The organism is Moorena bouillonii PNG (genome assembly GCF_001942495.1).
GTDB lineage: Bacteria > Cyanobacteriota > Cyanobacteriia > Cyanobacteriales > Coleofasciculaceae > Moorena > Moorena bouillonii.
The window spans coordinates 8,079,019-8,091,507 of record NZ_MKZS01000001.1; the positions used below are offsets into that span (position 1 = coordinate 8,079,019).

Sequence of the window (12,489 nt, forward strand, 5' to 3'; positions counted from 1 at the left end):
CCAGCCTCCCGCCCGCCGAGAGACGATAGGCAGGCACCTGATGCAGCAGGCCCGGCTCGGGCTGACAACGAAACGAGGATGCGGCGAGATCTTCGCGTAGCTGGATCTGAACCGACAATGAAGAGAACGGGACACCGAGAAAGGCCCAACCGACGTGTCCACTCGACATCAACTCCAGGGTGTACCGGGCCTGTTCTCGCAGTCTTTCCGGTGAGTCTCCGGTGGCGACCCTTTCGAGGAGTGCCTTCACCTGAGGGCGCGCCGCGTAGAACTCCACGCCGCACTGCGCCGGGTCGTCCGCCTGCCGGCAGGCTTCGGCTGCAGCCTGATAGCCGGAGAGACTCGAGAGTGCCGCCATCCGGATCCGCGCATCTTGCGACGACAACAGAACGTTGCGGAGCCACTCCTCTACCTCGGGAGAGGGCTGCCTTCCCAGCACGTCGATCGCGTGCCGGCGAATCGATCGGGGCCCCTCGGTAGCCATGCCGATCAACGTGTCCGCGAAGGCATCGTCCGGCCAGACCGCGACCACGGAGAGCGCTTGACTGACGGTCTCCTCGTCCTCATCCCGAAGCATCTGCTCCAGCTTCGCTCTCGCCCTGGGAGAGCCGAGACGCGCCAGCGCCCGGAGCATCTGTCCACGTTCGCTCTCTTCGACCACATCCCAGAGCGCCTCGATTCTCAACCGATCCGGGATATCGACTTCCTTGCGGGCCTGAACCCAACGATCGATGGCCCACAGCAAGGCCGGGCGCAGGCCGCGATCCGCCTCGAGCTGGCGAATCAACGCCGCCGCCCCGCCGTCGGGGCCGTAGTTCCCGACACACTCCACCGCGGCGAGGGCCAGCGCCGGATCGGGGTCGGCGACCAGGGCGAGGCACGGCTCGACGTGAACCTCGCTGTCGGTATAGCCGAGAGCTTGCAGCAGCTCGGCCCGGGCCCACGGAACCGTCTCCCGCTCCCACGCCTGCTCCAGCAACGCCTGCGCCTCGGGAGACTCCGAATCGAAGTGATAGGCGTTGGCACGCACCGAGGCCGAGGGATGGGCCATCAGTTTCTCGATCAGGAGCTCCCAACCCTCTTCGAGGTGGTGCCACTGGGCGACACGGGTAACGCGCCGGAAGTCCGGTTCGTCCTCGACGTAGCGAACGAAGGCCGAGATCACCTCGGGAGGAGTTTCCGTATCGGACAGATCGCAGCTGTCGAGCAGATCGAGCCGTTCCTCGAGCCCCCCTTCCAGCAGCAGCCGGTAGGCCTTGCTCGCCAGCAACGGTCCGGCGCCGGGATCTCCGAGCAGCGCCTCGACCGGGCATTGCGCCACGACCCTCGCCGTCGAATGCAGTTCCTGAGATGGCGCACCGAACAGGCAGATCAGCAGGCACGCCGCGGTGAACCGTCGTGAGAGAATCGCCATGAAGCCTCCCGTTTTCTGCTCCGAGAGTAGGTTGGCAGGACGCTCACCGGGCGCAGGGGCTCCCACTCCTGCTGCACCGCACCCGCGAGCCCCGGACTCCGGAGTGTCCTCAGGCCCCGAAACCGCCCGTTCATTGACACTTCCGGGCAACGGAGCTACCATCCGGGTTTGCTTGAACGGGGTCGGGAAAACGCAAGCTTTTTCGGCTTCCAGACAGCCGTCGGACCGTAGCTCAGCTGGATAGAGCGACTGGCTACGAACCAGTAGGTCGGGGGTTCGAGTCCCTCCGGTCCGACCACTAAAGGGTCTCGGGTCACGGGTTTACGAGCGGGCGATGAACCAGCACGAGGATTACATGCGTTTGGCCCTCGAGCTGGCCGCCGAAGCCCGGAGCGCCGGTGAGGTTCCGGTCGGCGCGCTTCTGACCCTCGACGGCCGCATCGTCGGCCGGGGTCGCAACCGTTCGGTTGGCGACGTCGACCCCACCGCCCATGCCGAGGTCGTGGCCTTGCGCGACGCGGCACGCAACATCGGCAACTACCGACTGGTCGGCTCGACGATGTACTGCACCGTCGAACCCTGCCTGATGTGCCTGGGAGCGATGATTCACGCCCGGGTGCAAACGGTGGTCTTCGGTGCCCACGACCCCAAGGCCGGGGGCACCTCGAAGCTCGAGGCGCTGCGCGAGGCCGGAACGCAATTCAACCATCGCTTCGTGGTGATCGGCGGCGTACTTTCGGAGCCGGCCTCGGAGATGCTGGTCGACTTCTTCCGCGAACGGCGGGAGGAGGCCGAACCGGCGGCCTGCGCGGTCCACCGGGGGGCATAGATAAGTTTAAGTACGGAGAGGTACCGAAGTGGTCATAACGGGGGCGCCTCGAAAGCGTCTTGTCTGGCAACAGGCACGAGGGTTCGAATCCCTCCCTCTCCGCCAAACATTGCAGAGGTTCGGTTCGCAGGAGGCTAGCCACGGAGAGGTGACCGAGTGGCTTAAGGTGCACGCTTGGAAAGCGTGTGTGCGGCAACGTACCGAGGGTTCGAATCCCTCCCTCTCCGCCACTTCCGAGCGATCCGGACCGATCGAAAAGGTCGATGAGAAGTTATGGGGCTCGAGCCCTGTGCACTGCGGTTCCGTGAACCCCGCCAGGCCCGGAAGGGAGCAACGGTAAGCGGGTCGCCGCAGGTGCCGCAGGTCCACTCGAGTCCCATCAGAGTTGGAGGCTCCGGCGGCTCGCGGGCGGGCGGGTTGCCGGAGCATTCCTTCCCAGGGGTTATCGCCACGGGTCGAAAGAGCTTGCCCTGAGCCGAATGTCGAAGGGCCTGCCCTGAGCGACCCCGAGCGCAGCGAGGGGGAGTCGAAGGGTGTATCAGGTTCTGGCTCGCAAGTGGCGCCCGACGACCTTCGAAGAACTCGTCGGCCAGCCCCACATCGCGCGGATCCTGACCAACGCGATCCAGTCCGACCGGATCGCCCACGCCTACATCTTCGCCGGCCTGCGCGGAACCGGGAAGACCTCGGCGGCCCGCATCCTGGCCCGCTGCCTCAACTGCGAAAAGGGCCCGACGCCCACCCCCTGCAACGAGTGCGTCCCCTGCACCGAGATCGCCGAGAGCCGCGCCCTGGACGTGCTCGAGATCGACGCCGCATCCCGTACCGGTGTCGATGACATCCGCGAACTGCAGGAGGTCATCGCCTACCCGCCGGTGCGCGACCGCTACAAGCTGCTGATCATCGACGAAGCCCACATGCTGTCCAAGGCGGCATTCAACGCGCTGCTCAAGACCCTGGAAGAGCCGCCGCCGCGGGTGGTGTTCCTGCTGGCCACCACCGAGATCCAGAAGCTGCTGCCGACGATCCTGTCCCGCTGCCAGGTCCTCGAGTACCGCCGGGTCACGGTCAAGGATGTCGCCGGCCACCTGCGCCGCCTGTGCGATGCCGAAGGGGTCACGATCTCCGACCCGTCGCTGCACCGCATCGCCCGCGCCGGCGAGGGCTCGGTCCGCGACTCCCTCTCCGTGCTGGAACGTGTGCTGGCCTCGTGCGGCAACGACGTCGCCGACGAGGATGTGCTGCGCGTCCTCGGCGCGGTGCAGTCCCAGGTGCTGCTGGACAGCATCGGCGCCCTGGCCCGCCGGGACGTTTCCGCCCTCCTCGGCGTGCTCGACGCGTTGATGGACGAAGGGCACGACCTGGTCCACTTCTGGGGGGAATGGATCGGCGTGCTGCGGGACGTGATGATGCTGCGGGCCGCGCCGGACCGCGCCGGCCTGGTTTCCCGCGCCGAGGAAGAGACCAAGGCGCTGCTCGAAGCGGCGGAGCCGCTCTCGTCCGAGGATCTGGCCCGGGCGTTCCAACTGCTGGCGGAACTCGAATACCCGCTCAAGTCCTCGGCCCACCCGCGCTTCCTGTTCGAAGCCTGCATGATCCGCCTCGGCTCCCTGGGCTTAGGAGATTAATCATCTCCTCATGTATACATTAATGGATTAAATCAACTCAATATTGTATGACATCAATACTGATTGTGATGAGTATACAGGATACATAATTCAGAAATCAGGATAAGAATTTAGCAAGGTTAGTGAGAGGAGCAATAAGGATTAGTGAATTCCCAAGCAAATTTATCTTAAAAATTCCTGGAAAATCAATTATTCTGACTCGAAGCTCCTGACTCTGAAGATAGTTTGTTATATTGAACTATCCTCAGAGTGAAGCACAGGGGATTATAATTGGTTATAAGAAAAGCAGGCTTTAACTACCGACTTTAGTACCTGTCTGTTGACCTTCCTAAACACAAGCGTGGTTTGTAGTGGGGATTATCCTTGAAATCTTTGCAACGTTGACCATAGGTAACCTTAATACTCTTGTGTTTTCGACCAACTTGGTACATGTCATAAACATGAAAGTAAGTGTAATACTGACAGTTCTCAAAATAAGTCTGTCTTACTGCCTACCAAGCATGCTTGTACAGCAGGTTATTGGCTTGTTCACACCAGCAAACAAGGAGGTCATTAGTTTTATCTGCTATGTTCCCAGACAATAATCCAGATAATACTATTTTCTTTGTCTCGTATTGCACTAGTTAGATCACCTCCTAATCACAAACAAAGTAGACCAGGGGTGTGCATCCCCTAACTTGTTTTCATGCCCCGCACCAAGCATGGGGGTAAACAAGCTGCGATTTATGTAAATTTAATTCCTAACAGCTTAAATTGCCTATAGCCATAATTAACGTTAGCCATCTTAAAGCCTGTATTATCATAAAAATGAAACACATGGCTGCCATTTTGCCATTTTTATGTTTGCACACAGATAATCAATTGTAATTTAACTATTGCTAATCATTATATCAGTAGTGATTGCAATAGTTTTCAGGTGTAGAGGAGACGAAGCAATAGAGTTATTATAGCGAATAATTTGTGAAGGGCGGAAGGGTAAAATAAAACGTTGCTCCATCGGGTCACCGCTAACTCTCGAAAGCTCTAGCAAATCGTCAATGAGTTTCCACATATGCTGACTGTTAGCAAATATACGTTGGAGATAGATTAATGCTATAGCCAACGACTAGCAATTGGCATCCGCCAGCCAGTACCAAAGGCGCGGTCAGTAACCTTTAAGCCTGGCGGGGCTTGTCGGCGCTTAAATTCAACACGAGCGACTAGTCGGATGATTTTGTTAACCACTTCGGGCTGATGACCTGCATCAATAATTTGTTCCGGGGCTTGGTGCTGGTGGATCAGTCGCTCCAGAATATCATCTAGGATATCGTAGGATGGCAAGGAATCTTGGTCTACTTGACCAGGTTTTAATTCAGCGCTAGGGGGCTTGATTAGAATGTTAGAAGGAATAATTTCTGTTTGGCTTAAAAGTTGTTCCCCTTTGGCGTTCGAGTCGCTTAGGTTACCAGGTTGAAGCTGATCAGCTTGAAGCTTAGAAGAGGAGTCTGAAGGTTCAACATTGAGCGTACTAACCTGCAACTTCTGATTAACCTGGGACTCCTCTGCCCTAGAATTTAGCCACCGACATAGGGAGTAGACTCGGGTTTTGGGAACATCGGCAATTACAGCTAATCCACCATTCATATCACCATAGAGGGTACAGTAACCCACTGCCATCTCTGACTTGTTGCCAGTAGAGAGCAGGAGATAGCCAAATTTATTAGCGATCGCCATCAGTAAGCTGCCCCGAATTCGGGATTGAATATTCTCTTCAGCCACACCGAACTCTGTCCCAGCAAATAGAGAGGCTAAGGTTTGGTCAAACCCTTCCATCAAGGAACCAATGGCTAGGGTATGAGTCTTAATACCTAGGTTTTGTGCTAAAGAGAGAGCATCTTTGACGGAGTGGTCAGAACTGTAGGGAGAAGGCATGAGAATCCCCAAGACATTCTCTGGTCCTAAGGCGGCGGTGGCAATAGCAGCCACAAGAGCAGAATCAATCCCACCACTCAAACCAATTACGACTTTTTTAAAACCACACTTACGGGTGTAATCCCGGACTCCTAGGACTAAGGCTGACCAAATTTCTTCGTCTAGGCTGGCTGGGGCTGGTGCTATTGCTGCTGATGGTGGAGACTGTATAGTTGTTTCTGGTGGGGTGACGAGATCCTGTGTTTCTCGGTCATATTCCACAATGACTAAGTCTGTTTCAAAGGCACGGGCGCGACATAGCATCTCACCAGCCTGATTAAATGCTACACTACACCCATCAAATATCAGGTCATCATTGCCTCCTAGCTGATTGGCGTAGAGGATAGGTGTATGGTAACGGCTAGCGCTATGGCGCAACATTGGTTCCCGAGTTTTCTGTTTACCTGCGCTATAGGGTGAGGCGGACAAGTTTACCACTAGGTCTACACCCTGTTGAACTAAATCTGTGATCGGATTGACTTGATAGCTGCGTTTGCCCCAAAACTCTTCATCGTTCCACAAGTCTTCGCAAATGGTAACACCGATTTTAATTGGGGAGTGGGCATTCTCAGTTGTGATTGCTAATGGCTGGTCATCAATGGTGAAGGAATTACTCTCCCGTCCTGGTTCAAAGTAGCGGTTTTCATCGAAAACATCATAGGTGGGCAAGAGTCGTTTATGAAAAATCTGCCGTACTTTTCCCCCCTCTAGTAGAGCAATGCTGTTATATAAAGGTTTGCCACCAGCAAGCTCTGCTTTGGTATTCCGTGTTACTGTGCCGACCAAAACAGCTAGAGACAATGGTAGCTGCTGAGCTAGTTGTTGCACTTGTGTAGTCATCGATTCTCGAAACTTGGGATTTAGCAGCAAATCTCGTGGTGGATAGCCACACAAGGATAATTCTGGTGTCAGCAACAGACGCACATCCTGACTCGCAGCAGTGTTGGCTACTTCAAGAATCTGTTGAGCGTTGCCTGTAATATCACCAATGGTGGGGTTGAGTTGAGCGATCGCAATCTTCATCATTTTTGCTTGTTTTTTATAGTTTATGCCATCTACTTCACACAATCTTTAGTAATCTGGGTTTGGTTAGTAATTAAAGGCGAAAATATACAGTTGATATCGTTTTGTGTTTTTTTGTTTTTCTATAAAAAGTAACGGGTTCATGATTATTATTTTTTGTATTGATTGACTAGTTTTATTTTTTGAACAAGTTAGTAAATCAACTCCAAAGCTTGCGGCTGATGGATTTGATTAATTTATGGGCACAAATAAATTTTAACAATCTATAATTTTTATAATCAGCTATGGGTCTCATTCCGATAATTTCATTGTTATTAATATATTATTTTTATGAGAGATAATTATAAATTAATTATAAATTTTTAACGAAATTAAACATAAACGCAAACGTAAACGTAAACCCTAACGCAAACCTAATCCTTGATAGTGTAGATTAAGTAATCAGAAATAAATCATGAACGTAGAAGAACTCGAAAACCGTTATCGAGAAGAGATTCAAAGTCTAGCCAACCAACTTCAAAATGCAGTTCTCGGACTGTCTCAGACAGAAGCCAAAATTGCTAAGATGGGACGCTCTATAGAGAATCTGAGCGAAATCGTTGAGGAATTTATCCTACAGCAGAATCAAAAAAACTAATTCCATGACTGATGATAAAATTAATGTCAATGATTTACCTAACAAAACTTAGGAACCCTATTTGTAGGGTGTGTTCTTAAGGAAGCTTACTACTTAAACGAGTTTGTCACCTAGTTTTGTGTAAGTCCTGCCTAAGACTTCAAACTCCTATGATATCTGGTAACATCGGTATTGTATACCACAAGAGTGTTTGGCAGGCGGCTCAACCTTGTGGCTCTGAAGACAAATGACAAAAAAAGCTGACTGGATATCAATTGGTTATTTCTTCCTCTATGGCTTGTTCTATTTCTCTGAGAAGCGCTGGTTTGACTAGATAACGACTAGCCCCTAGTCTTAGAGCTCGCTTTTTGTCTGCTGGGAAGGAGTAGGCAGAAAGGATAACTATAGGGATTGTTGCCCATTGGGATTTCTTGAGTTTTTCGATCAAGGTAAAGCCATCAACTTCTGGTAATTTGAGATCCAGCAGAATCAAGTCAGGTTGAAAGTCGGCGAGGTCTCGTTTAATGGTTAACCCATGGGGTAAAGCGCAAACGTCATACCCTTGCAACTGAAGGTATTCAGTGATAACTTCTCGATTGAAATCGTCATCCTCAATGAATAGGATTTTCTGAACCACAATTACAGATGTTTTTTCATTGCTACATAAATACCAACGGTTTATCCTTTAAACGAGCATATGCCTCCGCATCAAAGCGGTACAAACTTCATGGACGACCTGCTCCCTGAGACACTTTTCAACTAGTATCAGCCAGGAAGCATAGCTTTAAAATACGAGGGCTAAAATTGTAATAATCCGAGACGTTTTCCCAAAAAACTGTGGTGTACAGTCGATAAATAGTATAGATATTTTTGAGGGTAAATACATCTCGGAACACGTCAAAGCCGACAGGATTGTCTGCCAATTTGTTGCGCAAATGCCTTTGACCATAGTCCAAAATTGGATTATGGTCAAAGGGGACCTGCGGCACATGCTCGATGGAATACCAGGCAATACCACTGACATCATCTGTGTTGAATTTAGCTTCTTCTAGTCGCACTAGGGCAAAGTAACTGACGGATAGGTAACCCATGGCGTAGTGGTGGTTATAGGTAACCTCGACTCTAACCAATTTTGGTGGATAACGACCTAGTTTTCCGAAAGTGTACAGTTGCTCTAGGTACACGTTGTTAACTCGAATTTTCTCTGCCCAAATCCGTTCGCGTAGCGTGGCCATTCGCGTAGCGTGGCCCAAAGGCCAAGGCCAATCGCGTAGCGTGGCCAACGGCCAATCGCCAGCATGGTCTAATGATTCTCCGTGCCACACAAAGGTTCCTGGTAAACTCCATTTACCAAGAAAGGCTTGCTCTTGGAGTACCAAAAGGCCGCTTTGTTGGGTATTGACGGAAAAAATCACATGACGGGCCCTGACCTGGAAGTTGGCTAGAGCTGGTAGTTTGACCTTTATATTGCTGCTTTGGGTCATTGGTACAACTGCTCTTGATGGATATAGTCCTTAACCAGAGGAGTCAGTGCTGTTGTATCACCATTCTCACGATACGCTGTAGAGGAAACTGATGGTACCGTAATATTAGCGATCGCTAATTGTGCTCCTAGATGCTTCAACTTTTCTAAACTAGCCTGATCTACTCCATATCCTGAACGAGGTATCACCAGCAACTGTACTTGTTTTAACAATTGTTCAATTTGATACCAACGGGGCATCTGACGGATTAAATCAGTACCAATCACCAGAGTCAAGTTTGCCTGTAATCCCCAGCGCTGTTTAACTAGTGCTATGGTTTCCAAGGTTCTCGGGCTACTCAAGTCGGGGCTGACACGGATCGGATTTTGATACGGGTCAATCTCCTCAATCAGTAACTTGAGCATGTGGGAACGTTGTTCGAGGGTGGTCTGATGAGACTTGAATGGATTATCTGAGGCCCAAACCACCACTTGGTCATAGTGATGGGATAGCCACTGGAGAATGGCTTGATGAGCACAAGTTGGGGGATCTGCACTGGTACCAAACAGGGCAATATTGACCATAGTTAGTTAAAAGTTAGTTAAAAGCTCAAAGGGGTTTGAGATTAGGTTTGCTCTTCAGCATCTAGTGCGTGAAAAGCGATCTAAGCCTAGGGTTGGGTTTTAGCTTCAGAATTATAAAATTTAAACGCGCCACGGATTAGGGTACACTCAAAGGAAACAGAATGCGATGGACTTCGTCCCGCTTTGCTGCGAACGCTTGAACTACTACACGCTATATATAGCTTATTTGCTTCAGCCCTGATACCAATGGTGATAGCCCCCTAGTTGATTGACAAAAGTCCTTCAACTAGGGGGCATGACAGTCGTTACAATGGACAGAGCCTGAGAAATCCGGGAAATCAAATAGGATTTACTGAGAACTCCAACTGATCAGGACTTATCCAGGAACTCCCTTGAGTAGAGTGGGTTAATAACCCACCCTACTAAGCTGTCGTCTATTTAACTTATCTATTTTTGAGTCAGCGGGAAAAACTCTACAATCCTCTCCCCGTGCCGGTTCAATTTATAAATCAATTAGATGTAGATGCGAGTAAGATATGCTTTATATAGATGTATTACAGCTTACTTTCCCCTCTTTTCGCTGTTGTATATCTTCCATACCACCACAAATAATCTCTCTAAAAGCGCAACGCCCCTGAAATAACGGGAGTTTCAAACGCCCGTTCGCTTAGCGTGGCCATTCGCGTAGCGTGGCCCATTCGCGTAGCGTGGCCAATAGGCCAAGGCCAAGGCCAATCAACTGCTGCGATCTGACCTCGTTCGCGCAGCGTGCGCGTAGCGCTATCGCCTAGGCTAAGCTTGTTTCAACCCTATTGTTTCAAAATAAACACCGGATCCTGAACGTTTAATTCAATGCCCTCCTGGTCAAAGAAATCCTTGATCATTTTACGAAGCACTAGCTTAATCAGGCGGTGCTTTCCAGGTTTAACTTTGGTAACGGTTCTTATGGACAGATCAAAATCCCCAAAGTCCTCGATTCCATCCACCTTGGTCGGTTCAATTACCTCGGAATACTTCTCTTTTAACTGGTGTCCCACCTTTTCGATCACCCTGTACACATGATCCAGGTCAGCATCATATTCTATGCCAACTTCCACTACAGCATAGATATAGTCCTTGGAGTAATTGGTAATTGAGCCAATATCCCCGTTCCGAATAATATACATTTGACCATTGAAGTGTCGAATACGGGTAGTTCTCAGTTCAATCGCCTCCACAATCCCCTCGGCTTCCCCTGTCTGGATATAGTCACCTACCAGGTAGTAGTTTTCAAAGAGAATAAAGAATCCACTAACCATATCGTTAATGAGACTCTGCGCCCCAAGACCGACCGCTAGCCCCACAATGCCAGCACCCGCTAGGATTGGGGTGGCGTCAATTTCTATGGTATCGAGGATCAATATACCCGAACCGAAGTAAATCAAGTACTTCAGTAAACTCTCTAGTATGGGAATAATCGTTAACCGCTTCTTTCGCTGCACATCAGTCAGCTTCGGGGACCTAAGCAGTGCTTCTTCGAGGAACAAATTGGCGATCACGATCAAGCCACGACTCAGGAAGATGATACCGATAATTTTGACAGCTTTCGATCCATAGGTGGCTAAGTTAGCAATTATCTCTACTTGCTCAACCACCAGGGTGGCCATGGTAACATAGATTATATATTCTAGGCACCCCTTAAAGAAAGGAATCCGATGCCTGAGATTGCTATAGAATCGCAGGATATTATCAGGGCTAGAGTATTGAACAGTCAGGTTGTCTATGCTATCGATAATGACCACGATGGATCTCAGAATGAGCAACCCGATTCCAATAATCAGATAGATGTTAAGAAGAACGTACAGATACTTAGTTGTGGATTCTGGCACTTTCAGAAACTGGGTACACCAGATTAGGGAAAGCAGCCAGAGTCCACTGGTAAGGATTTTGGTTAAGTAACTGAACAAATCCTCAATGCTTTCATCACTAGCAGTGATTTGTTCTAGTTTCTTTGCCCGAACGCAGCCATAGTTGAGCAAACGCTGCAAGGGTTTCATGGCGAACGCAACTAGCATCAGAAGGCAGATGCATTTGCCTAACCCAGTGCCAAGGGTTATCCAGAATCCTTTGGGAATATTGCTCACTAACTGGAGTGTGTATTCCTTGAGGTCTTTCCCGCGATAGATCAGCCAACCGTTGCCACCAACAATTAGAAGGCATAGCACTATACAACAGATAACGATCAGCGCCTGGAGGTTCTGGCGGAGGTTTCTAGCATTGCTGTTCACCTTTTGGAACCAAGCAACTCTGATCAGTTGCTTGAATAGTCTACCCACCAGCCAGTTGACTAGACAGAAAACTACGATGACCAGGCTGACTTCAGCCAAGATAATAATTATGTTGTTCACTTAACAAATTAGCTCAACCTTTCAGTATAATACAATACTTTACTTAGTAAATATAAATTATATTCTTAACTACAATTAAATTGATACCACTACAGGAAGGTTCATCCACCGCCTCATAGCCAGAAGTTGATGAAGGTTTCAAAAGGTTTTTCTTGACAGTGTTCCATGGACAGGAGACCTCTAGGTCGATCTGCGCCATTTGATCACAACTTGAGCTCAGATCATCACTTGAGTTTATTTAACTATTTAACATTTATTTCATAATTAATCCCTGTTGTTACTTATGCTTCATAAGCTTTGCTTAAAAGGTTTAATGGTGTATTGTTTTATTTAATGAAAGAATTAAACAAGTATCTAAACCTGGAAAAGCGAACATTCAGATGAGAGCAACAGAAGTTAACCCTTCCAAAGCTGACGGCTGAGAAGCTGATAGATGAATAGTTCCCACCTATTAGTTTATTGAATTTATAGCACGGAAGTGCCGGTGATATCCCTGAGGATCTTACCTAAAGCAATTGCTATGGCTCTATTACAGAAAATAGGGAATAGGGAATAGGGAATAGGGAATAGGGAATAGGGAATAGGGAATAGGGAA

At 49.9% G+C, this 12,489-nt stretch carries 9 protein-coding genes, 3 tRNA genes, 1 other RNA gene and 1 pseudogene; 7 read left to right on the forward strand and 7 right to left on the reverse strand.

Annotated features, from left to right (window positions below; translation table 11 throughout):
* Window positions 1-1,414, reverse strand: a 1,414-nt coding sequence (locus BJP37_RS33005; RefSeq protein WP_158069868.1) for a HEAT repeat domain-containing protein, incomplete at its 3' end; no start/stop codon positions are given.
* Window positions 1,415-1,635: 221 nt separating this feature from the next.
* Between BJP37_RS33005 and BJP37_RS33010 the strand changes: the two genes are divergently transcribed.
* From BJP37_RS33010 to dnaX, 6 genes are all read left to right on the forward strand, one after another.
* A tRNA-Arg gene (locus tag BJP37_RS33010) sits at window positions 1,636-1,712 on the forward strand.
* Between the two features lie 36 nt (window positions 1,713-1,748).
* Window positions 1,749-2,243 (forward strand): tRNA adenosine(34) deaminase TadA, encoded by a 495-nt coding sequence (gene tadA, locus BJP37_RS33015; RefSeq protein WP_075905365.1) that lies wholly within the window; start codon window positions 1,749-1,751, stop codon window positions 2,241-2,243.
* 14 nt (window positions 2,244-2,257) lie between these two features.
* Window positions 2,258-2,348: transfer RNA gene (locus BJP37_RS33020), tRNA-Ser, on the forward strand.
* A 37-nt stretch (window positions 2,349-2,385) separates the two neighbouring features.
* Window positions 2,386-2,473: transfer RNA gene (locus BJP37_RS33025), tRNA-Ser, on the forward strand.
* Between the two features lie 48 nt (window positions 2,474-2,521).
* An RNA gene (ffs, locus tag BJP37_RS33030) (signal recognition particle sRNA small type) lies at window positions 2,522-2,621 on the forward strand.
* Window positions 2,622-2,776: 155 nt separating this feature from the next.
* Window positions 2,777-3,871 carry a DNA polymerase III subunit gamma/tau gene (gene dnaX, locus BJP37_RS33035; RefSeq protein WP_075905367.1) on the forward strand — a complete coding sequence of 365 codons (1,095 nt, stop codon included), beginning with the start codon at window positions 2,777-2,779 and terminating at the stop codon, window positions 3,869-3,871.
* Window positions 3,872-4,739: 868 nt separating this feature from the next.
* Here the strand turns inward: dnaX and BJP37_RS33040 are convergent.
* Complete coding sequence (locus BJP37_RS33040) at window positions 4,740-4,922, reverse strand: hypothetical protein (protein ID WP_075905369.1); 183 nt, start codon at window positions 4,920-4,922, stop codon at window positions 4,740-4,742.
* A 41-nt stretch (window positions 4,923-4,963) separates the two neighbouring features.
* Complete coding sequence (locus BJP37_RS33045) at window positions 4,964-6,844, reverse strand: NAD+ synthase (RefSeq protein ID WP_075905371.1); 1,881 nt, start codon at window positions 6,842-6,844, stop codon at window positions 4,964-4,966.
* A 454-nt stretch (window positions 6,845-7,298) separates the two neighbouring features.
* On the opposite strand from BJP37_RS33045, the gene BJP37_RS33050 reads away from it, so the two are divergent.
* Window positions 7,299-7,481, forward strand: a complete 183-nt coding sequence (locus tag BJP37_RS33050; RefSeq protein WP_075905373.1) for a hypothetical protein — start codon at window positions 7,299-7,301, stop codon at window positions 7,479-7,481.
* A 250-nt stretch (window positions 7,482-7,731) separates the two neighbouring features.
* Here the strand turns inward: BJP37_RS33050 and BJP37_RS33055 are convergent, their stop codons facing one another.
* The 4 genes and pseudogenes from BJP37_RS33055 to BJP37_RS33070 form a co-directional block, all read right to left on the reverse strand.
* The gene (locus tag BJP37_RS33055; protein ID WP_075905375.1) at window positions 7,732-8,097 is read right to left on the reverse strand and encodes a response regulator; all 366 of its coding nucleotides are present in this window, start codon (window positions 8,095-8,097) and stop codon (window positions 7,732-7,734) included.
* Window positions 8,098-8,119: 22 nt separating this feature from the next.
* Window positions 8,120-8,944 (reverse strand): annotated as a pseudogene (locus BJP37_RS33060) (NUDIX hydrolase).
* Complete coding sequence (locus BJP37_RS33065; RefSeq protein WP_075905377.1) at window positions 8,941-9,507, reverse strand: nicotinate-nucleotide adenylyltransferase; 567 nt, start codon at window positions 9,505-9,507, stop codon at window positions 8,941-8,943. The pseudogene BJP37_RS33060 and the gene BJP37_RS33065 overlap by 4 nt, the downstream one beginning before the upstream one ends.
* An 809-nt stretch (window positions 9,508-10,316) precedes the next feature.
* Complete coding sequence (locus BJP37_RS33070; protein WP_075905379.1) at window positions 10,317-11,894, reverse strand: mechanosensitive ion channel family protein; 1,578 nt, start codon at window positions 11,892-11,894, stop codon at window positions 10,317-10,319.
* Between the last annotated feature and the right edge of the window lie 595 nt (window positions 11,895-12,489).